Annotated in this window: 18 protein-coding genes; 13 read left to right on the top strand and 5 right to left on the bottom strand. The window is 39.6% G+C overall.

Features of this window, described 5'->3' with window-relative positions:
• Positions 1-52: 52 nt before the first annotated feature.
• The 4 genes from AC5NT5_RS18700 to AC5NT5_RS18685 all read left to right on the top strand — a co-directional run bounded on the left by AC5NT5_RS18700 (position 53) and on the right by AC5NT5_RS18685 (position 3,762).
• Positions 53-826, top strand: coding sequence for an undecaprenyl-diphosphate phosphatase (locus AC5NT5_RS18700; protein WP_182671077.1), 774 nt, complete (start codon positions 53-55; stop codon positions 824-826).
• 206 nt (positions 827-1,032) lie between these two features.
• On the top strand, positions 1,033-1,254 hold the full coding sequence (locus AC5NT5_RS18695) for a hypothetical protein (RefSeq protein WP_007375621.1): 222 nt from the start codon (positions 1,033-1,035) through the stop codon (positions 1,252-1,254).
• 173 nt (positions 1,255-1,427) lie between these two features.
• Positions 1,428-3,446, top strand: coding sequence for a hybrid sensor histidine kinase/response regulator (locus tag AC5NT5_RS18690; protein ID WP_182671076.1), 2,019 nt, complete (start codon positions 1,428-1,430; stop codon positions 3,444-3,446).
• Between the two features lie 58 nt (positions 3,447-3,504).
• Positions 3,505-3,762 carry a hypothetical protein gene (locus AC5NT5_RS18685; protein WP_024597368.1) on the top strand — a complete coding sequence of 86 codons (258 nt, stop codon included), beginning with the start codon at positions 3,505-3,507 and terminating at the stop codon, positions 3,760-3,762.
• Positions 3,763-3,879: 117 nt separating this feature from the next.
• Here the strand turns inward: AC5NT5_RS18685 and ahpF are convergent, their stop codons facing one another.
• Positions 3,880-5,454 carry an alkyl hydroperoxide reductase subunit F gene (gene ahpF, locus AC5NT5_RS18680; protein ID WP_494513767.1) on the bottom strand — a complete coding sequence of 525 codons (1,575 nt, stop codon included), beginning with the start codon at positions 5,452-5,454 and terminating at the stop codon, positions 3,880-3,882.
• 155 nt (positions 5,455-5,609) lie between these two features.
• Complete coding sequence (gene ahpC, locus AC5NT5_RS18675) at positions 5,610-6,179, bottom strand: alkyl hydroperoxide reductase subunit C (RefSeq protein WP_002960601.1); 570 nt, start codon at positions 6,177-6,179, stop codon at positions 5,610-5,612.
• 282 nt (positions 6,180-6,461) lie between these two features.
• Here ahpC and AC5NT5_RS18670 point away from each other — a divergent pair, with 282 nt between their 5' ends.
• The 3 genes from AC5NT5_RS18670 to AC5NT5_RS18660 all read left to right on the top strand — a co-directional run bounded on the left by AC5NT5_RS18670 (position 6,462) and on the right by AC5NT5_RS18660 (position 8,169).
• Positions 6,462-6,881 carry a DUF3429 domain-containing protein gene (locus AC5NT5_RS18670; protein WP_182692533.1) on the top strand — a complete coding sequence of 140 codons (420 nt, stop codon included), beginning with the start codon at positions 6,462-6,464 and terminating at the stop codon, positions 6,879-6,881.
• Positions 6,882-6,948: 67 nt separating this feature from the next.
• A complete protein-coding gene (locus AC5NT5_RS18665; protein WP_002960599.1) occupies positions 6,949-7,350 on the top strand; it encodes a hypothetical protein in 402 nt (133 codons plus the stop codon).
• Between the two features lie 3 nt (positions 7,351-7,353).
• Positions 7,354-8,169 (top strand): class I SAM-dependent methyltransferase, encoded by an 816-nt coding sequence (locus AC5NT5_RS18660; protein WP_494513766.1) that lies wholly within the window; start codon positions 7,354-7,356, stop codon positions 8,167-8,169.
• A 27-nt stretch (positions 8,170-8,196) separates the two neighbouring features.
• Here the strand turns inward: AC5NT5_RS18660 and AC5NT5_RS18655 are convergent, their stop codons facing one another.
• Positions 8,197-9,801: a GMC family oxidoreductase gene (locus AC5NT5_RS18655; RefSeq protein ID WP_182671070.1), complete on the bottom strand. Its 1,605-nt coding sequence runs from the start codon at positions 9,799-9,801 to the stop codon at positions 8,197-8,199.
• 102 nt (positions 9,802-9,903) lie between these two features.
• On the opposite strand from AC5NT5_RS18655, the gene AC5NT5_RS18650 reads away from it, so the two are divergent.
• The 4 genes from AC5NT5_RS18650 (at position 9,904) to AC5NT5_RS18635 (ending at position 14,204) form a co-directional block, all read left to right on the top strand.
• Positions 9,904-10,914: an AraC family transcriptional regulator gene (locus AC5NT5_RS18650; protein WP_182671069.1), complete on the top strand. Its 1,011-nt coding sequence runs from the start codon at positions 9,904-9,906 to the stop codon at positions 10,912-10,914.
• A 37-nt stretch (positions 10,915-10,951) separates the two neighbouring features.
• Positions 10,952-11,938 carry a Gfo/Idh/MocA family protein gene (locus AC5NT5_RS18645; RefSeq protein WP_494513765.1) on the top strand — a complete coding sequence of 329 codons (987 nt, stop codon included), beginning with the start codon at positions 10,952-10,954 and terminating at the stop codon, positions 11,936-11,938.
• A 426-nt stretch (positions 11,939-12,364) separates the two neighbouring features.
• Positions 12,365-13,108, top strand: a complete 744-nt coding sequence (locus AC5NT5_RS18640; RefSeq protein WP_182671067.1) for a FadR/GntR family transcriptional regulator — start codon at positions 12,365-12,367, stop codon at positions 13,106-13,108.
• Positions 13,109-13,340: 232 nt separating this feature from the next.
• Entirely contained in the window at positions 13,341-14,204 is an 864-nt protein-coding gene (locus AC5NT5_RS18635) for an EamA family transporter (protein ID WP_182681551.1), read from the top strand.
• Positions 14,205-14,285: 81 nt separating this feature from the next.
• Here the strand turns inward: AC5NT5_RS18635 and AC5NT5_RS18630 are convergent, their stop codons facing one another.
• Positions 14,286-15,482, bottom strand: a complete 1,197-nt coding sequence (locus AC5NT5_RS18630) for an MFS transporter (RefSeq protein WP_494513764.1) — start codon at positions 15,480-15,482, stop codon at positions 14,286-14,288.
• A 74-nt stretch (positions 15,483-15,556) separates the two neighbouring features.
• A complete protein-coding gene (locus tag AC5NT5_RS18625; RefSeq protein WP_494513763.1) occupies positions 15,557-16,651 on the bottom strand; it encodes an NADH:flavin oxidoreductase/NADH oxidase in 1,095 nt (364 codons plus the stop codon).
• A gap of 477 nt (positions 16,652-17,128) precedes the next feature.
• Between AC5NT5_RS18625 and AC5NT5_RS18620 the strand changes: the two genes are divergently transcribed.
• Together AC5NT5_RS18620 and AC5NT5_RS18615 are read left to right on the top strand one after the other, a co-directional pair.
• Positions 17,129-19,546 carry a TonB-dependent receptor gene (locus tag AC5NT5_RS18620; protein WP_494513762.1) on the top strand — a complete coding sequence of 806 codons (2,418 nt, stop codon included), beginning with the start codon at positions 17,129-17,131 and terminating at the stop codon, positions 19,544-19,546.
• An 88-nt stretch (positions 19,547-19,634) separates the two neighbouring features.
• Positions 19,635-21,218, top strand: coding sequence for a tetratricopeptide repeat-containing sulfotransferase family protein (locus tag AC5NT5_RS18615; RefSeq protein WP_494513761.1), 1,584 nt, complete (start codon positions 19,635-19,637; stop codon positions 21,216-21,218).
• The last annotated feature ends 141 nt before the right edge of the window (positions 21,219-21,359 follow it).

Here is a 21,359-nt window from a genome sequence, read left to right as displayed (position 1 = left end):
ATTTCAGTTAAGCCGAGTTCGGGCTTTTTAATTTTTCAGGAAGCAGTAAACCGTGGATATAATTAACGCGATTATTTTAGGTATTATTGAAGGTATAACAGAATTTTTACCCATATCATCAACCGGGCACTTAATTGTAGCGTCAAAGTGGTTAGGCATTGAATCAACAGACACTAACCTCGCCTTCGAAGTCATTATTCAACTTGCCGCCATTTTAGCGGTACTAGCTAACTATAAAGATAAGTTCAGCCCTAAACATTTTAATTTATGGATTAAAGTTGCCATTGCATTTATTCCTTTGGGCATTATTGGTTTTATATTTAGTGATGTAATAAAAACACTGTTTAGCGTACCGGTAGTAGGTGTTATGTTTATTGTAGGCGGTGTGATTTTTTTACTATTAGAGCGCAGTTATAAAGAGGCTCACTGCACAACTACCGATGTAACCCAAGTTACTTATAAACAAGCACTTTGGATTGGCGTAGCACAAGTATTTGCGTTAATTCCAGGGACTAGTCGTGCTGGGAGCTCTATTGTTGGTGCCATGTTGTGTGGTTTAAACCGAAAAACCAGCGCTGAATTTTCATTTTTACTTGGTTTACCTGTACTTGCAGCAGCCTCAGGGTACGACTTACTTAAACATTACCAACTGTTTAGCTTAGATGACCTAACTGCCCTTGCTGTAGGTTTTTTAACGTCTTTTATAGTTGCTTATTTTACTATTAAACTATTCATACGCTTTCTAGAAAATTTCACTTTTGTTAGTTTTGGTCTTTACCGAATCGTATTTGGTGTTATTTTATTAACTAACCTAAATTCTGGTTAAGAGATTTAAAAACACTATAAATAATAACGATATTTAAGTCTGTTTCTCTCTAGCTAGAAATTTTTGGTGAAAACAAGGCGAATTTACGCGTCAATAGCTGGTCTATTGCAAGGAAATTCAACGCAGTTAGCGCTAAAAATAGCTGCTTGAGATAGATTTATTATCCAGAACTCAGGTTAGCCATAGCCTACACATAAGAGAACATTATGAGCGAAAAAATAAACGAAGAAGCACTCCACGCCCTAAAAATAGCTTTTACTTACATGCCTAAAGCGATTGAAGTGACAAAGTATGAATATGGCGAGCGCTACCAAAGCGTACTTGATCACATTGAAGCTGTACGTGAAACACTGCTTATTAACGATGTTGACCCAGAGGAAGTAGGCGGCGATATCAACCCTGAGTACACACCAAACTCAACGTACTAAATATACACAATAAGCTGCGAGCAACTTACTCGCAGTTTGTGTTTAAATCAGTTGTGCTTAATTAGAGAAAGTTTATATAAAGTAATAATTAACTAAATATATTTAATTTTTTTGTTAAACTAGTGCTTTATCAAGCTATAGACTCAGTTCTAAAACCAACAGGATGTTTACTATTGAATTTTCTTAGGCAATTTCACGACATAGTATCTAACCAAAGCTTAGACTTTGATGAAAAAAACCATCAGCTACTAGCATTTGGACTTAAAGTGTTTAACCTTGATTTAGCTATTATTAGTAAGGTCGAGAAAAACTGCTATACCGTGCTACATGCCATTACGCCAGATAATGCATTAGAAATAGGTACTCAATTTGATTTAGATGGCACCTATTGTGTACACACTCTTAGTGCGGGTTCTGCACTTGCATTTCATAACGTCTCACAAAGCGCAATTGCTGACCATCCTTGCTATGCAAACTTTAAACTTGAGTCATATATTGGGGCACCTATTAAAATAGGTACCGATATATTTGGAACTGTAAATTTTTCTTCTGCCAATCAATCTCCAGTATTTACAGATGCCGCCTACGACTATATTGAGCTATTTGCGCAGTGGTTAGGGGCAGAGCTAGCTCGCAGCATCACTAAAGAAAAATTGATAAAAAACAGCAATAGCTTATTAAAACTAGAAAGCATAGCAAATATAGGCACGTGGGAAGTTGACCTTACTAATAATAAAATTTATTGGAGTCAGCAAACTAAACAAATCCATCAAGTTGATGAAAACTATCAGCCTGAAATGGAATCTGCAGTTAACTTTTATAAAGAAGGTACAAGCAGAGACGAAATAAGTAAAGCAGTTGAGCTTGCTATACAACACGGCGAAAAGTGGCATCTAGAGCTTGAAATTATTACAGCCAAAAATCAGACCATTTGGGTATCTACATTTGGTGAAGCCGAATTTGACGGTGATACCTGTGTACGTTTGTTTGGTACCTTTCAAAATATTACCGAAGCAGTGGCTTTAAGAGAAGAGCTTAAAAATAAACAAGAACAAGCCGAGCGATTACTCGAAGATAGAAGCATGCTTTTTGCAAAAATAAGCCACGAACTTAGAACACCGCTAAATGGCATTACGGGCATGCTTACTACGTTAATAGATGAACATAACGAACAAAAGAGAACCGAAAAAATAAAAGTCGCGCTGCGTAGCGCAGATATACTCTTGAGCATAATAAACGAAGTACTCGATTTTTCTAAAATTAACCACGGTGAGTTAAAACTAGAACCCACGGATGTTTTATTAAATACAACATTTACTGATCTCATTTCTTTGTACACCCCGTTATTTAAAAACAGCAATGTAGAACTAGAAGTAAAAAATGAAATTTCTGATAGCTGCTGGGCATATTGCGATAACACACGCCTAAGTCAAATTACCTCCAACTTATTAAGTAATGCGTTAAAATTTACTGAGCGTGGTTGTGTAAAACTGCACACGTCTGTGATTAATAACAATAATAAATTAACGCTAAACATTAAAGTCGCCGATACGGGAAGAGGCATGACTAGCCAATTTCTTGAATCTTTATTCTCCCCTTTTACTCAAGAAGTAGATGCTAAAAACAGTAAAGGAGGCACAGGACTTGGCCTCGCAATAGTTAAAGAACTTGTTGAGTACATGGGCGGAACAATCAAGGTAAGTAGTAAAGTAAATCAAGGAACTACTTTTTCGCTAAGTATCCCTATAGAGCTCGGTAAAGAGCAAAAAGTAGAGCTAAATCCACTATCAAAAATAAACATTAACGCTTCTAAGCTTTCTGTTTTAGTGGTGGATGACAACGACATAAACAGACTCGTTCTTGATGCGTCGCTTAATAAACTCAATATAAAGCCAGACTTTGCAGTAGATGGGCAAGATGCCATATTTAAATGCGAGCAAAAGCATTACGACCTTATTTTTATGGATTGTATTATGCCTATACTCGATGGTTTTGAGGCTACAAAACAACTGCGTTCAAAAGGTATCTGTCCGCACGATTCAACCTATATTGTTGCCCTTACAGCTAATACTTCATCGCAAGATAAATTAGCATGCAAACAAGCAGGTATGGATATGTTTATTTCAAAACCGTTTAAAATGCATTCTTTAGAAGTCGCTATTGCGTCAGCGGCGCAATTACTAAAGATTTAAAAATATTAGCTTTGCACACTTAACCGCGTGCTAAATATAGTTAGATAAGGCATTAACAATGAAAAACATAATTAGAACTATATTACTAACTGTCCTTATTGTTGCAGTATTTAAAGGCGTTTCCACTGGGCAATGGAGCTCATCAATAACAATAGTTATCGTATCAGGCGTATTGCTGTTAGTTACATTTATCAGTGCTAAGTCATCACGTGGATCATCTGCTTATACTGGCAGTGACTCAACAGCTTCCTCTAGCAGTAACTCATCACATTCTTATACAGATTGCGGCGGCGATTCTGGCGGTGGGTGCGATTAAATCGTGTGCTAATTTTTAAGCATTAAAAAAGCCGCCTTTGGAGAAGGGCGGCTTGGGTTAACAAACAGCTATGGGTGTAGCCTTGCTGTTATATCAAGAGAGTTTTTACTAATTACATTAAGCAGCGCTTTGATCAGCTTCTTCAGAGTGACGAATTAAATAATCAAATGCGCCTAAGCTTGCTGTTGCACCGCTGCCCATTGCAATAATAATTTGTTTAAACGGAGTATTGGTTGCATCCCCCGCGCCGTAAATTCCTGGTAATGAAGTTGCGCCTTTAGCATCAATCAGTATTTCACCAAATTTACTTAATTCAAGGTCGCTGTCTTTTAACCACTCGGTATTTGGTATTAAGCCTATTTGTACAAATATACCGGCAAGTTCAAGCTCTTTGCTCTCCCCCGACACTCTATCTGTGTACATTAAGCCAGTTACTTTTTTACCATCACCAAGTACTTCGGTTGTTTGTGCACTTTTGATAATAGTAATATTAGCCATGCTTTTAGCTTTACGAATAAGCACTTCATCGGCTCGTAGTGTGTCTGCAAATTCAAGTACCGTAACGCTTTGCACAATATTAGCTAAATCGATTGCCGCTTCTATACCTGAATTACCACCACCAATTACAGCAACAGGTTTGCCTTTAAATAAAGGGCCGTCGCAATGTGGGCAATATGCCACACCGTGGCCACGATATTCTTGCTCCCCTGGTACGTTCATTTCGCGCCAGCGTGCACCAGTTGCAAGTACGAGCGACTTAGCTTTAAGCACTGCGCCATTTTCTAGTGTAATTTCGTAACCATTGTTATAACCAAGTGCCGCTGCACGCTGGTTATGCATCACATCTACATCGTATTCTTTAACGTGCTCTTCAAGCTGAGCAACCAATTTAGGACCTTCAGTCGCTTTAATCGAAATAAAGTTTTCTATTGCTAATGTATCTGCAACTTGTCCACCAAATCTGTCGGCAACAATACCTGTATTTAACCCTTTTCGTGCTGAGTAAATCGCAGCCGATGCGCCCGCAGGCCCGCCACCAATTACAAGTACATCAAATTTATCTTTTTTACTTAGCGATTGAGCTTGGCGCTGTGCCCCTTTGCTATCTACTTTATTGAGTATGTCGGTAAGGCTTAGTGCACCTTGGCTAAATGGTTCGCCATTTAAATATACAGCCGGTACAGCTAAAATATTTCGCTCTTCTACTTCATCTTGAAATAATGCGCCATCAATCATGGTCGCTTTAATATTGCTGTTTGTCGCTGCCATAGTATTAAGTGCTTGCACTACTTGCGGGCACGTTTGGCAACTTAAACTTATGTATACTTCAAAGTTCAGCTCTTGAGTAAGCGATTGTATTTGCTCAATGTCTTCGCTTTTAGCTTTACTTGCGTGTCCGCCAGTATGCAAAAGTGCTAACACTAAACTTGTGAATTCATGACCCATAGGTACGCCTGCAAACGTAACATGAGTGTTTTTAATAGGCGAATGTACAACCATTGACGGGCGACGTGCGCTTGTATCAGGATTGCTTATTACAGTAAATTTATCGCTTAGTGTGGCTAAATCATTTGCTAAGCTTTCTACTTCTGCTGATTTTTTGCTGTCATCCAAGGCAATAAGCAGCTCAACAGGTTGAGTAAGCGATTCGAAATGGCTTTTTAATTGATTTTTTATGTTGTTATCTAACATGGCTTAACCCTTTTAGGAAAATTTAAACAGCAAGCCTCCCATGCCAAATAATGCATGTGCTTAAACAAGTATATTGATATAGGAGGCACCAACAAACGAATGTTCGTTGATTTAAGGGCAGTTACCTGCCCTTATAAAAGTGGGTAAACCTATATTTAGATTTTACCAACTAAATCTAGTGAAGGTGCAAGTGTGTCTTCACCTGGCTGCCAAGATGCAGGGCAAACTTCACCATCGTGAGTTGCAATGTATTGTGCAGCTTGTACTTTACGAACTAGTTCTTTAGCGCTTCGGCCAATTCCTAAATCGTGAGTTTCGATTACTTTAATTTCGCCTTCTGGGTTCATTACAAATGTACCGCGAAGTGCTAAACCTTCTTCTTCAATCATTACACCAAAGCTACGTGTAATACGCCCTGTTGGGTCGCCAATCATTGGGTAAGTAATTTTACCGATAGTGTCTGACGTATCGTGCCATGCTTTATGAGTAAAATGAGTGTCAGTAGATACTGAGTAAACTTCTACGCCCATTTCTTGAAGTTGTGCATAGTAATCTGCAAGGTCACCTAATTCGGTAGGACATACAAATGTAAAGTCTGCTGGGTAAAAGAAGAAGATAGACCATTTACCTAGAACATCTTTTTCAGACAATTCTACAAAGTCACCGTTGTGGTAAGCGGTTGCATTGAATGGTTGTAATTTTGTATTAATTAATGAAGTGCTCATGGTATTTCCTCATCTATATTTAATGTATTTAAAAAGTAATCAACGCTCTCGTTTAAAACGACCTTCTGCGTTGGCTTGATTAATACAATAAGGCCAATGGGAAATTAAATAAAATTGATTGTTTAGATTAAAACAATCGGTTTTTTGGGTTGAACTATATAATCATTGTTATCGTATGCATTATTTGAATTGTAAACGCTGGCGAATTATTAAGACCGCTAATCGCAATACTGCTACAATAGCCCCGCTTCAGATAAGTCATTAAATATAAGGCACACCGTAATGGAAAAATTTGTTAACCATATACAGCTAGGTTACCTAGGCTTAATCCCGTTTTTAGGGTGTGTAGGTTGGCCGCTCATGTTTGGCAGTAATAGCCTTAACTTGGAGTTTTTTACTTTTTACAGTATCGCCATTTTAGCATTTATGGCGGGTAACCTATGGCGCGCCGGAGAGCAAACTTATAGCAATGCGATAAAAGCTGTTGTTCCTGTAATACCTATACCATTTTTATCATTTTTACCTGTTGAGTGGGCACTCGCTTGTTTAGGTGCTAGTTTTTGGTTAGTACTTATATTTGAAAAAGCCACGCCGCAATGGCAAACCTATCATAAAGATTATCAAAAAATGCGCTTTGTACTTACCTCTGTTGTGTTTGTGTGTCATATCCTTACTATTGGTATGAGTATTTACCCTAAATAACAGCTGTAAACTTAAATATTGCGTGGTAATAAGGTAATATCCGCGCACTGCTATTTGAGGACACACCATGATTGACCAACTACGCCAACAACTCGACGAACTTGGCGAAAACTACGTAGAAAAAAACGCTGCATTTAAAATCAAAGTGATCCCATTTTTTTGTGCTATTCGCATTAAAAAAGATCATAAAAGCGAAGGTCGTTTAAGCTTTTATTCAAGTCAATTACTCGAAATATTTTTAGTCGTCTTATTTTTGCTATTCGGTTTAACACTGTACGATACAGATGCAGGATTTACTCACGGCCCTATTCATATTGCCTTTGCCATTTTAATTACCTTTAATCTTATTATTAAACAAATCGCAATCGAAGGATTAAAAACCAGACTTGCGTTTCATCGTTTACTAGCAAAAGACTCACAAACAAATAGCGATATAAATAATACTGCTACAAACATAAACGCTAAATAAAATATGTATTTAAATCCTCAATGGCGAATACTCACCGTAGGCGATGGCGATTTATCGTTTTCGAACGCTATTTACACTCATCTATCGCCAAAAGCTTTGGTTGCATCCACTTACGATGACCAAACTACTATTGAGCAAAAATACCAGCACAATGCACTTAGCAACTTAAAAGCGCATGACGTTGAGGTACTTAATAGTTTTGATGTAACAAACCATGCATGTTGGCAAGCTCTAAGTGAAAACCAGCACAGCTTTGATGTGGTTATTTTTCAGTTTCCGCTTATACCTGCATTTGTTGGCCGTGAAGCGTTTGAAAACAACACGCGCCAAACCAGCATGAACGTATTAAACCGCGCTTTACTGCACCAATTTATTAAATACGCTAACGAATACGCGCTTGATAAAAATGGGCCAATGCTTTGTTACATCACCTCAAAGGATGTAAAACCTTATCGAGAATGGAATATAGAGGGGAGTTTAAATAACGGTTTAACCGCAGATTATTTAGGCCAAATCCCATTTGATATTAGCCATTTTGAAGGTTATAAAATTCGTAATGTTGACCGCGACAAACACGTTAAAGACACAAGCGGCATAACTTACGTTTTCAGCCCAAAAAGTCTCGATAAACATACTAGCGAATTAAGCTCACGCCTTACAAAGCCTGCATACTTAACATCTAACCATTGCCCCCTATGCCGCGTTGGGCCTTATGTGGCAAGCGAGGACGAAGCCAAGCATCTAAACGCTAAAAAGCATCAGCAAATGCTACATCTCGAAAGCGATTGGCAACAATGGCTAAATGAGTTTTATCGCTAATTAATAGCCCTGCTATTGTTAATTCAATTATACGTTTTCGTGTTTAATTAAATCAGCCGCTTTTTCAGCAATCGCAATTACCGGCGCATTTGTGTTGCCGGTAATAATAGTAGGCATAATCGACGCATCAACTACGCGTAAGTTACTTACCCCGTGTACTCGTAAATTAGTATCTACTACTGCCATTGAGTCTTGCCCCATTTTACATGTCCCTACTGGGTGATATTCGGTATCTGCAGTTTGGCGTATAAACTCAATTAGCTGCTCATCATTATTTATATCAAGCGGGTAGAGCATTTTACCGCGTATGTTATCAAAAGCGTTGCTTTGCATAATAGCGAGTGTTTTTTTAAGACCAGCAAGCATTACAGTTAAATCATCTGGATGGCTTAAATAATTAGGGTCAATAAGCGGTGCACTACGCGGATTGTTATCAGCTAATGTAATAGTACCTCGGCTTTTGGGGCGCATAATACTGCTGTGTATACTGTAACCATGCCCAGTGTGTAATTTACGACTATGATCGTCCACCAACCCAATTACAAATTCTAGCTGCACATCGGGCGCTGGCGAGCCTTCAAATAATTTAATAAACGCGTGCGACTCTGCAAAATTACTGGTTAATCGCCCTTCTCGTTTACTAAACCAGTTAACGCATCCTTTTAAAATGCTGGCAATGCCAAGCGGGCTTATACCAAATGTGCCTTTACTTGTTTTTGATTTATAAAGTGGCACTACCGTTAAGTGATCTTGTAAATTAGCGCCAACACCTTCAAGTACGTGCTGAACCTTAATGTTATGTGCACTTAACTGCTCTTTTGGGCCAATACCCGAAAGCATTAATATTTGCGGCGAATTAATAGCGCCAGCACTGAGTATTACCTCTTTTTTAGCACGTAAATTAATAACCTCCTTATTACGCCCTATTTGCACGCCTTGCGTTATCTTATTGGTTATATTTATTTTATTAACGTGGCTATGGGTTAATACCGTTAAATTTGGGCGGTTTAAATGCGGTGTTAAATATGCTTTTGCTGCACTACAACGCTCGCCATTGTGCTGAGTTACCTGCGATAAACGTGCGCCGCTTTGCTCTTTACCATTTATATCGTCGCTTAAATTAACGCCCTGCTCAGCACAGGCATTTAAAAAATATTGGTTTACATTGCTTGGGTTACTTAGCTCTTGTATATGTAGCGGGCCTTTTATTCCGTGCAGCTCATTATTTATAAACGCTTTATTGTTCTCAGCTTTAATAAAGTACGGGAGTAAACTCTCAAAATCCCATCCCGTATTGCCATTAGCAGCCCATTGGTCGTAATCGTATTTGTTACCGCGAATATAAACCATTGCATTGGTAGAGCTTGACCCACCCAATACTTTGCCGCGCGGCACAAAACCACAGCGGTTATTAAGCTCTTTTTGTGGCACCGTATTGTAATGCCAGCTATTTATGCCATAAGGCACACTCGCTGCTATGCCAGCTGGCATTTGCACAAATGCACTTTTATCGCTGCCGCCAGCTTCAATTAAACACACACTGACATTTTTATCCTCAGACAATCGCGATGCCATAACGCAGCCGCCACTGCCTGCGCCAATCACAATGTAATCAAATGTTGTATTGTTCATAGTGTACCTTAATAAAAGTTTTAAACGGCCTTAACAGTAATAGTGCATAGAAAAACCCAATAAAACTTGATATTTTTAGACATCACTTATTTGGGGTTAACCATGAGCAGCCTAATCAGAGCCACGTCATTACAAGGTATAGACACGCTAATTAGCGAATTTGGCGGCGATCCGCATGAAATAATGCAAAGCTGTAATATTAGTAACGTTGACTTTAAAAATCTCGACAACCAATATTTACCTTATCGAGATTACGCTGAGCTTTTAGAATACTGTGCTTGTAAGTTCAATTGCTCTAGTTTTGGCCTTAAGCTCGCAAGTAGACAAAACTTTGATATTTTAGGACATATTGCAATAGCTGCCAAAAGTAGTACTAATTTAGGTGATGCACTTAATTGGGTTATTAAATACCTTCACTTACACAGCCCTGCACTTAGCTTAAATTCGCACCCTTTAGAGAATGATAAAAGCTTGTTTTTATCATTCGAAATTAATTTAAAACCATTACCGCACATAAACCAAGTCATTGAGCTAACCATTGGTTTAGCATTAGCTGTTATTAAAAAGCTGAGTAATAACCGCTGCAAACCAATTAATATATTTTTGCCAAAAAAGTTAAGTACTAATACTCGTGCCTATAACACTTACTTTGGTTGTAACGTTATAGAGCATCGCAACAGCGCTGGCATTGTAATCTCAAAAAGTGATTTAACTCTTGAGCTTGATCACCCTAAACTAAATAAAGTACAAGCAGCGCTAAACTTCTTGGCAAAAAACAAAGAACACACACAACCGTTGCCCAACCAAGTTAGTGCGCTAATTAGGCCTATGCTTCCTATTTATCAATGTAGTAACCAAACTATTTCAGCTGCGCTGGGTATGCACCCGCGTACTCTGCATCGAGAACTTATCAAACATAATACGAGTTTTGTAAAACTAAAAGATGCCACTCGCCGCGCTTTAGCTGCACACTATTTAGCGCAAAACCAATTTACAATCTCAACCATATCTGAGCTTTTAGGATATCAGGAACAAGCAACACTAAGTGTTAATGTTAAACGCTGGTTTGGATGTTCTCCTCGAGCATATAGAACTAAAAAAATGTTAAACTAAATACTCTTATTATTTTTATTTAAGCTAAGGAGTGAGCATGAACTTTGTTATTGTTGGCACCAATTTTATTAGCGACACATTGTTAGCCGCTGCAAATACGTTAAACGATTTTAATTTATATGGGGTGTGCTCGCGCGCAGTATCTAGCGGCGAAGCATTTTTAGCCAAACACCCACAAAATGCACAAGCAAAAATTTTCACCTCAATCGAGCAAGTTTGCCAAGATCAAAATGTCGATGCTGTCTACATAGCCGCCCCTAATAGCTTACACAAACAATATGCCGTTATGAGTCTAGAAGCGGGTAAACATGTCCTTGGCGAAAAACCATCAGCTGCCAATTCTAAAGAGCTTGCAAGCATTATAGCTACAGCAAAAAAGCATCAGCGCCTTTACATAGAAGCCATGATGACCACTCACTTGCCTAACTATGAACAGCTACAACAGGCAATGGTAAAAATTGGCACACCACGTAAATATATTGGCCAGTACAGTCAATACTCATCGCGTTACGATAAGTATAAAAATGGAGAACGCCCAAACACATTTTTACCCGAGTTTGCAAATGGTGCTTTAGTTGATTTAGGGATTTACCCGCTGTATTTATTAATTGCACTTTGGGGGGCACCAAAAAGCGTGAGTGCCAGTGGCGTATTGCTCGATACTGGTGTAGATGGTGCGGGCGATGTATTACTAAACTATGCAGATAAACAAGCCGTTATTAGTTACTCCAAAATATCGCAAGGCGACAACATAACCGAAATACAAGGCGAGCTTGGGCGCATACGTATAGAAGCCGTATCGCAACTTAAAAAAGTGGAATTTATTGCTAATAATGGTGATGTAGAGATTATATCCCAGCCGTTTGATGAGCACTTTATGAAATACGAAGTTGAGCATTTCATGTCATTAGTGAAGCAAAATATCCTTGAGTCACCTGTTAATACGCACATTTTAGCCAGTAACGTAATGAGCGTTCTTGATGAAGCGCGCAAACAGCTTGGAGTTGTGTACCCTAACGACTAACTAAATAAAATATGGGCGTTAACCAACGACAGCTAACGCCCAGAAGAAAGCTTAAATAGCTCTCGTACAACGACACATTTTACAAAACACTTTAAAATAGCGATCCCCATCCATGGGCAATCAAATACTTCTACAACAAACTTAACACTGACAACCCAACTCGGTTTATTACCAATATTTATTACTCCATAACCTAAATCTAACCTAACACATAAAAACATTACCAATCAAGCTGGCCAATTACATTATTTTAAACTAAATTGGTAATACAAGAATACAACCGTTGGTGTATAGTGGTTTTTAACCCTAACATCGCGTTAGAATTTTGACATAATAGTGAATTTTAAGGTAACCTCTGATATTAACAGTTGGTTTTGACTTATAGGCCCCAGAGGCCATTATTCCTTAAGGTAATGAAGGTAAAGTATGGGTAATCGTCGCTTATTTTGGCGCATAGTTGATAAAATTGAGTCTTTAATAAATCAAGGCGAATTTTCTGCTGGGAGTCGTTTACCACCTGAACGTGAACTTGCAGAAATGTTTGATGTAAGCCGCCCTACCATTAGAGAAGCTATTATCGCATTAGAAGTACGTGGCCGAGTTGAAGTTAAAACTGGCTCTGGTGTTTACGTAGTAGAACAAAAAAATGCATCTATAAAATCAAAAGAGATCAGTGCATTTGAACTTACTCAAGCTCGCGCATTAATTGAAGGCGAAATTGCCGCTTTAGCTGCTCAAAGCATTACAGAAGAAGAACTAGAGCAACTAAATAAAACATTAATTGCCATGCAAAAAGGCCTTTATGTTGAGCAAGCCGACCGTGAGTTCCACGAAATTATAGCTAGAGCAACGCGCAATAAAGCACTTGAATTTGCAGTGTCTAACTTGTGGGATTTACGTTTAACAAACCCACAAATTGTTGCTGACTATGGCAGTGTGTGTAAAAACAATGACGAGTGCGTTATGGATGAACACACCGCTATTTATACAGCCCTAAAGTCGCATGATGCAAATGCAGCACGTACTGCAATGCATAAACATTTTAACCGCTTAATTAATGCTTTATTTGACGCTGTAGAATCGCGCGCACTTGAAGAAATTAAACGCAAAAATGATGAAAAACGAGGTCTTTACTCGCTTGATGGCTTAGTTAATAAAAGTGCCCACTAAGGCCTTTTAACCAACTGATTAAAGTTAGCAAACGCCTGTTTGCTAACTTTACCTCTTACTTTATTTACCTGCCCTATTTAATATACTTTTAATTGCGCTATTTTTGGACGCAAACACTTACCTATAAATTAAAAAAAAGATACTATGCCGCCATTAATATCGGGCGGGTTTAGCTTTTATACTCCCTGCATTACATAACTAATTGATAGAGTTACTCAACTCAAGGATTAAAATGCAAGCATCTTCAAAAAGTTATTTACTGGCTATCGTGTGTGTACTGCTTGCCATGATGACCATTCAAACGGGCGCGTCATTTGCAAAGCAGCTTTTTCCTATTGTTGGCCCTGAGGGTACGACGGCCCTTAGGCTTGGTTTTTCTGCTTTTATACTTTGCTTAGTGTTTAAACCTTGGAAACACTTACCCACTACGGGTAATCGTATTCCTATAATTGTGTATGGTTTAAGTTTAGGCGGCATGAACATTTTGTTTTATTACGCTATTGAACGCATTCCACTAGGCATTGGTGTAGCACTTGAATTTACAGGCCCGCTTGCTGTTGCCTTATTTTCATCTCGCCGCAAACGTGATTTATTTTGGGTTGCCTGTGCTATTGCTGGTATTTTGCTTCTGCTTCCTGATATGAGCGGCCAAGATAGCCTTGATCCATTAGGTGTAGCGCTTGCGCTTGGTGCTGGCGCGTGTTGGGCAGGTTATATATTATTTGGTAAAAAAACTGGCACACAAAGTTCTGGTGGAGCCACTGTCGCATTGGGCATGACTGTTGCCGCTATAGTGCTAGTGCCTTACGGCGGTATTATGCAAAGCCCCGCGTTTACATGGGAAATTATCCCACTGGGTATTGGTATTGCTATTTTATCAAGCGCACTGCCTTACACACTTGAAATGGTTGCACTGCGTAACATGCCTTCACAAGGGTTTAGCGTAATGATGAGTTTAGAGCCTGCAATAGCTTCGCTCGCAGGGTTTATTATACTGGGTGAATTGCTTACTTTGTGGCAGTGGCTCGCTATTTTGCTTGTAATTATTGCATCTGTTGGTAGCTCGTTTTCAAACGCAAAAAAACAGGCTACTTAGTTAACTACCAAACTAACCTAAACAACACAATAAAGTCACCATACAACATGGTGACTTTATTGTGTTGTATCCGGTAATTTTTTAACTCACAGCCTTACTTTGCTTTTTAGTTGTAACCAAATAACCAATCAACGAAATAAGCGGCATACCCGTAGCCACCAGTGCAATACCAGTCCAACCACCCACTTCATATAATGGGCTGGCAATAAGCGAGCCTACTGCGCCACCTACAAATATGCTAGTCATATAAATAGCGTTTAAACGCGCACGGCTTTGTGGTTCTAGTGCGTACACTGCACGTTGACCCAATACCATATTGGCCTGCACAGAAAAATCAATAAACACACCGGTTAATGCCAATACTATAATGCCGTAAGGTAACTCAAATAAGCTTGGTAAAAAGCACAGTGCTGCAATGAGTTTGGCCAGTAACGATAACTGATGCGTATAGCCCTTATCAGCCAAACGCCCAACAATGGGAGCTGCTACAGCACCTGCGGCGCCCACTAGTGCAAACAATGCTATTTCTGATTGGGATAAACCATACTCACGGGCAAGCACAACCGGTACACTCGTCCAAAATAAGCTGAACGATGCAAACATTAACGCTTGAAAAAGTGAACGTTGGCGCAGCACTGGCTGGCTTATCATTAATTGTTTAAGCGATTTCAATAACTTAAAATACGTTGTTTTATGGGTTGGTTGCCTACTTGGAATAGCAAAATAAATTACACCAACAATAAACACCATACACCCTGCTGCAAAGTAAAATACAGCGCGCCAACCAAAGTGATCGGCTATTAAGCTCGATATAGGTCTTGCTAGCAAAATACCTAACAACAAACCCGCCATAATATTACCAAGAACTTGTCCGCGTTTTTCGTCAGACGATAAATGCGCAGCAAGTGGAATAAGCACCTGAACAGAAACCGAACTTATACCTATCATCAAACACAAAATAAGCATTACATTAGGTGAATCAGCAAGTGCCGTACCCACTAAACTCAAAAACGACACACCAAGAGTGACCAACATAAGCTTTTTATTTTCAACTAAATCAGCTAGTGGTACTAAAAAAAACAACCCCAAAGCGTAGCCTATTTGTGTAAGCGATACGATAAGGCTAGCACTGCGTGAACTTAATCCAACTTCTGGGGCAAGTAACTCAATAATAGGTTGAGCGTAATAAATATTGGCAACAATAAGACCGCAACACAAAGCAATAATAGTAACGAGTGTATTGCTAAGAGGTTGCGCTGAAACGCCTGTTTGGGTCATGTGTGTCTCTACTTTATAAAAATAATAAAACCCAACCCGCAAACGCGGGTTGGGTTTTTACAAAAAACTTCGTTTTACTTAATTGGTGATGGCTGCCCATGTGGGCTTGAGCGTAAATACTGTTTAGGTGCAGTTACTGTAGCGCCAAGCTCTGCAGCTGCATGCCACGGCCAGTGCGGGTTATATAAAATACCACGCGCTAGTGCTACGCCATCGGCTTGCTGCTCACTAATAATATCTTCGGCTTGTTGCGCCTGTGTAATTAAACCCACCGCTATAACAGGCATTTTAACCGCTTCTTTGATGGCTGTTGCAAACGGTACCTGAAAATTAGGTTTTACTGGTATTTGTTGCTCAGGGCTTAAACCCGCCGTACTTACATGAATAAAGTCGCAACCTAGTTCATCAAGCGCTTTACTAAGCACTATCGATTGCTCTAAATCCCAACCGCCTTCAACCCAATCGGTTGCCGAAATACGCACACCTACCGCTTTATTACTGGGGAATACCTCTCTTACCGCTTTAAACACATCAAGCAATAAACGCATTCTGTTTTCTAGGCTGCCACCGTAGTTGTCATCGCGCTTGTTTGAAAGTGGCGACAAAAATTGATGTAACAGGTAACCGTGCGCACCATGTAGCTCGATTAATTCAAGGCCGAGTTCATCAGCGCGTTTAGCTGCACTGACAAAGTCTTTAATTAATGAGTCTATGTCGTCTTGGCTCATTGCTTTTGGCACTGGGCTGCTATCGTCGTACGCAACTGCCGAGGGTGCGAGCGTTTGCCAGCCATTTACGTCATCAGGTGCAATAGCATCGCCACCGTCCCATGGTTTTTCAGTTGATGCTTTGCGCCCAGCATGTGCCAACTGAATACCAATAGGCATAGGGCTATATTGTCTTACTGCTTTTAGGCTTTTGCCCAGGGCTTGCTGGGTTTCGTTATTCCAAAGCCCTAAATCGCCGTAGCTAATACGCCCTTCTGGGTTAACAGCTGTTGCTTCTAAAATAAGTAACCCTGCACCACTTAAACTCAATTGGCCTAAATGAATAGTATGCCAATCGCTAGCAGCGCCATTGTTTGCTGAATACTGGCACATGGGTGCAATAATAATACGGTTATCTAACGTTACTTTCCCAAGTGATAAAGGCGAAAATAGTTGGCTCATTGTTAATCCTTAAAAACACGCACAAAAAAGTGCGGACAAAACAAAAAAAGAATACGAAGCGGCAATCAAACACGCTCACTCAATAACTTACACAGTTATTTATAATTCCGACTTAACACTCTTAATGGGGATAAAAACATACTTTAATAGTGCTGATAAAAGCATAACTAATGACATTATAAACTATCAATTTTAATGTAATAATTTGTTTAACGAGCACATCATAAAGCCATTTTTAAAAAATGAATGACTATTTACCTTTAAACAAGGGTGTATTTTTTAACCTAACTGTACCTAATAGGACTAAGCTATTGCTTATATTGCCTATTAACTAAATAAAACCCCCACAAATAAGCCATATTTATTCTATATAAGTGAATTAAAATTCAATTTAAATATTCCAAGCTACTTCACTCCCTGATAAACTGCTTAACTTAATTTACTAATGTAAAACATTTGAACTGGGGATCACTTTTTATGTTTAAACCAAGCTTGTTAACCTTGGCTATTTCGAGCGCTGTTTCCAGCGTATTTTTATTGCCTAATGCCGCACTTGCTCAAGAAGAAGTTGCAGCTAAAAACAAATCACTCGAAGTAATCGAAGTTACAGCAACAAGGCGCAGCGGCTCTGTGCAAAATGCACCGCTAAATATTACAGCCCTTGATGCAGATATTATGAAAGATCAAAATATCAATGAGCTTGCCGATGTAGCGCGCTGGGTACCTGGTTTAACAATTACCGATCAAGGTGGTCGCTCAGGCTCGCCTATTATTGTTCGTGGTTTAAATACAAACTCGTCTGGTCCATCATCAGATGGCGGCACGGTATCTACTTACATTAACGAAATTCCGGTTTCGGTAGATATGCGCCTAGTAGATATTGAGCGTGTTGAAGTATTAATTGGGCCACAAGGCACCCTTTATGGTGCAGGCACATTAGGCGGTGCAATTCGTTACATGCTTAAACAACCTGAGCTCGATTTTACATCGCTTGAAATTTACGGCGACCTGTTTCAAACAAAAGAAAGTGACTCTCTAGGTGGCGAAGGCGGCTTTATATTTAACCTTCCACTCATTGAAGACAAGCTTGCAGTGCGCGCCAGCTTAAACGTATATGAAGACCCTGGTTTTATCGATTACGGTTACGTAGTGCGCGAGCCTGGCGTATCGTTACCAGATCCTGATTGGAGCGACAGCTCAGCAGTTAATAACAACCTTAAAAATGTAAAAGACGCCAACGGCGAAACCACCACTACAGGTCGTATTTCTGTTCGCTTTAAACCAAATGAATCGTTTGAAGGTACGCTTAACTACTTTTACCAAAACCAAGACAGCGAAGGCCGCTCGATTGTTCATTACAACAGCCTTAATGCAAACAACGGTTTAAGCGACGTAATAGGTAAATACGAATCAGCTTATCGCTTTGAAGAGCCTCGCGAGAAAAAAGATCAATTACTAAGCCTTGAACTAAAAGCCGACCTAGGTTTTGCAGAGCTAGTATCGGCAACAGGTATTTCAAGCTTTGATGCCGACGGTCAACGCGATCAAACAGATTTACTTATTCGTCTTGATTACGGCTATGAAGAATTCCCTTCGTTTTCAACGTTTACCCGTGAAATTGACGAAGAAGATACCTTCACTCAAGAAATTCGCTTAGTGTCGCAGGGCGACAGCGACTTTAACTGGATTGTGGGTGGCTTTTACAACAAAACAGAAACCGAAGCGTCAAGCAGAGAGTTTACCCCTGGGTTTGACCAATTCGCTATTGATAACTTTGGTGGCGAGCAGCTAAGACCTGACTCATTAGAATACTTAGAGCTTACAAAAAGTAAAGTCACTGAGTCTGCACTATTTGGTGAAGTTGGCTACCAAGTAACCGACAAATTAGATGTGACCATTGGAGCACGTTTTTACAAATACGATATAGAGTCGCAAGCGGCTTTTGACTTCCCGCTAGCAAATACATTGTATGGTGGAGTAGATCCTGATGTAACCACCGTTGCATACGAAAAAGACGAAGCAGGCGATAACGGTAACTTATTTAAATTTAATGCTAAATACCAGTTCACTGACTCAGTAATGGGTTATGTAACAGTAAGTGAAGGTTTCAGAATTGGCGGCTCAAACGGTTTAGTGTCTTGCCCTGATCCAATTGTTGAGGATCAACAAACCGGTTGTGGTAAACCTGACGAATTATTATATGAAGCCGACACTACAACAAACTACGAGCTAGGCTTTAAAAGTACATGGTTTAGAAGCCAGCTACACTTTAACGCCGCGTTATTTAACGTAGATTGGGATGATGCACAAATTACAGGCGCTACAGATATAGGTCAATTAACGTACCTTTCAAACGCAGGCAGCGCGAATGCAAAAGGGGTAGAAATTTCAACCCGTGCCATTTTATCTGACTCGTTTTCAGTTTACGCAACCTACGCTTACACAAAAGCAGAGCTAACATCTGACGCACCATTTTTGTTTAATGCCGATGGTACCGATGGCGCAGAAGACGGCGACCGTTTACCAGGCTCACCTGAAAATCAATTTTCGATGGGTGTAAACTATCAAACAGACGTGTTTAACGACAAAACGCTTGATATTAACTACGGTTTAACTGCGCAAAGCGACGTGCTTTCAAGAGTAGGTCTTCGTGATAATGGCGAAACACTACCAGGTTACAGCTTAAGTAATATATCAGCTAAATTAACAGCTGATGCATGGTCAACTACCCTATATGTTGATAATCTATTCAACAAATACGCGGTTACATCCGTTCGTCGTTCAGATGCCGATATAACATCAGCAAATGGTGCCGACATACAACGTAACTACGGCCATTACATTAATCGCCCGCTTACGGTAGGCGTTAAATTTAACTACAAATTTGAAATATAATTTATAGTAATTTTTAAACAATGTTTTAAGGCTCAAATTTATTTGAGCCTTTTTATTTTCTTTTACAAAATAATAATTACCAAAAACCATGCAGCCAAATTTAAAGCAACTTCATCAAAGCGCAATACTCTCCCTAAACCAAGGTAAAATAGAGCAAGCACACAAAGCCCTAGTGGAGTTAGTTACACTCAAACCAGACTTTGCTGATGGGTACTTTTTGCTGGCAATGGTTAATTTAACTGTTGGGCAAATACACAAAGCAATAAAGCTCATCGAAAAAGCCCTTAGCTTTGGTAAAAGCATTGAATACACCGCGCAACTTGCTAAATGTTACGCACTTACTGGCGAATTACAAAAAGCAAAAAATACTGCCCTATCTGTGCCATTAAAACAAATAACTAAAGCCCTTGATGCCGACACACTTGGCGTTGCACTTACTCAAGCAGGCATTCACGAACACGCACTTAACTACTTTGAGCATGCTATTACACTGTCTACAGCGGCTAACAAAGCTCAACCCCCGTTTTATTATAACTACGGTGTAAGCGCTAAGTTTTTAGGACTATTTGATAAAGCCCAACACGCTTTTGAAAATGCCATAGCGCTTAACCCGCTGCATCATCAAAGTCATTTTGCATTAAGTGATTTAACTAAAGTAAGTAAGCAAAACAACCATATTGAACGCTTAAAAAATGTGTTTGAGCAAGTAACACACCCCGATGCAAAACTGCATATTGGCCATGCTTTAGCAAAAGAGTATCAAGACCTTGGTGAGTTTACTCAAGCTTTTAACGCGCTGGAGCAAGGTAAAGTAGCAAAACGTGCTGTGCAGCCGTTTGATCATAAAAGCTCAACTGAGTTATTTGAACACATTAAACACTTAAGTGAGCAGCACACACAAGCGCTGACACAAGGTAACCCAACGGCCGAACCTATTTTTGTATTAGGCATGCCCCGCTCTGGCACCACATTGGTTGAGCGTATTTTATCGAGCCACAGCGACGTGCAATCAGCCGGTGAATTACAAGACTTTGGCCTAAGTGTTAAAAAGCTGAGCCAAACACAAACACCCCATGTGCTCGACACTCAAACGCTCAGTAAAGCCTACGAGCTTAATTTTAATCAGCTTGGGTCAACCTATTTAAACGCAACACGCGTAATAACAGGCAGCCATAAACACTTTATTGATAAGCTCCCGTTTAACTTTTTTTATATCGATTTAATAACCAAAGCACTGCCAAACGCTAAAATTATATGTATGATGCGCGATCCAATGGACACCTGTATTGGTAACTACCGCCAGCTATTTACCATTAATAACCCCTACTACGCGTACTCGCTCGACTTACTCGATACCGCTAAATTTTACAGCCTTTTTTACAACCTAATGCAGCACTTCAGCGCCCTGCACAGCAATATAAAATTAGTAAAATACGAAGAATTAGTCGCACAGCCCGAGCAACAAATTAAAGAGTTAGTCAGCTTTTGTAACTTAGATTGGCAGGAGCAATGTATAGATTTTCACTTAAACACCGCACCAGTTTCTACTGCAAGTAAAATGCAAGTACGCCAACCACTTAATAATAAAGCAATTGGCCGTTGGAAGGCGTTTAAGCCACATACTAATACAGCAGTTGAGTACCTTTTAAAACAAGGTATAAATATTGAGTAAACGCTTTATTTTACCGGTAAGAGACGCCAAATAAGAGGCTTTGTGTAAGTGTAGGTCGGTTAAGCGAAGCGCCATCCGACACAGTAAAATACCTTGCCAATTATTATCTATATTTTATGTTGTGGAGTGGCGGAGAATGCC

The organism is Pseudoalteromonas sp. J2K-J599 (assembly GCF_059295115.2).
The sequence above is the reverse complement of the archived record's forward strand: the minus strand, read 5'-3'. Positions and strand labels throughout refer to the sequence as shown.

Excerpts from the sequence above, each read along its gene's own strand:
- AC5NT5_RS18695 (WP_007375621.1), top strand. The coding sequence starts at position 1,033 with ATGAGCGAAAAAATAAACGAAGAAGCACTCCACGCCCTAAAAATAGCT.
- AC5NT5_RS18685 (WP_024597368.1), top strand. The coding sequence starts at position 3,505 with ATGAAAAACATAATTAGAACTATATTACTAACTGTCCTTATTGTTGCA.
- ahpF (WP_494513767.1), bottom strand. The coding sequence starts at position 5,454 with ATGTTAGATAACAACATAAAAAATCAATTAAAAAGCCATTTCGAATCG.
- ahpC (WP_002960601.1), bottom strand. The coding sequence starts at position 6,179 with ATGAGCACTTCATTAATTAATACAAAATTACAACCATTCAATGCAACC.
- AC5NT5_RS18670 (WP_182692533.1), top strand. The coding sequence starts at position 6,462 with ATGGAAAAATTTGTTAACCATATACAGCTAGGTTACCTAGGCTTAATC.
- AC5NT5_RS18665 (WP_002960599.1), top strand. The coding sequence starts at position 6,949 with ATGATTGACCAACTACGCCAACAACTCGACGAACTTGGCGAAAACTAC.
- AC5NT5_RS18660 (WP_494513766.1), top strand. The coding sequence starts at position 7,354 with ATGTATTTAAATCCTCAATGGCGAATACTCACCGTAGGCGATGGCGAT.
- AC5NT5_RS18655 (WP_182671070.1), bottom strand. The coding sequence starts at position 9,801 with ATGAACAATACAACATTTGATTACATTGTGATTGGCGCAGGCAGTGGC.
- AC5NT5_RS18650 (WP_182671069.1), top strand. The coding sequence starts at position 9,904 with ATGAGCAGCCTAATCAGAGCCACGTCATTACAAGGTATAGACACGCTA.
- AC5NT5_RS18645 (WP_494513765.1), top strand. The coding sequence starts at position 10,952 with ATGAACTTTGTTATTGTTGGCACCAATTTTATTAGCGACACATTGTTA.
- AC5NT5_RS18640 (WP_182671067.1), top strand. The coding sequence starts at position 12,365 with ATGGGTAATCGTCGCTTATTTTGGCGCATAGTTGATAAAATTGAGTCT.
- AC5NT5_RS18635 (WP_182681551.1), top strand. The coding sequence starts at position 13,341 with ATGCAAGCATCTTCAAAAAGTTATTTACTGGCTATCGTGTGTGTACTG.
- AC5NT5_RS18630 (WP_494513764.1), bottom strand. The coding sequence starts at position 15,482 with ATGACCCAAACAGGCGTTTCAGCGCAACCTCTTAGCAATACACTCGTT.
- AC5NT5_RS18625 (WP_494513763.1), bottom strand. The coding sequence starts at position 16,651 with ATGAGCCAACTATTTTCGCCTTTATCACTTGGGAAAGTAACGTTAGAT.
- AC5NT5_RS18620 (WP_494513762.1), top strand. The coding sequence starts at position 17,129 with ATGTTTAAACCAAGCTTGTTAACCTTGGCTATTTCGAGCGCTGTTTCC.
- AC5NT5_RS18615 (WP_494513761.1), top strand. The coding sequence starts at position 19,635 with ATGCAGCCAAATTTAAAGCAACTTCATCAAAGCGCAATACTCTCCCTA.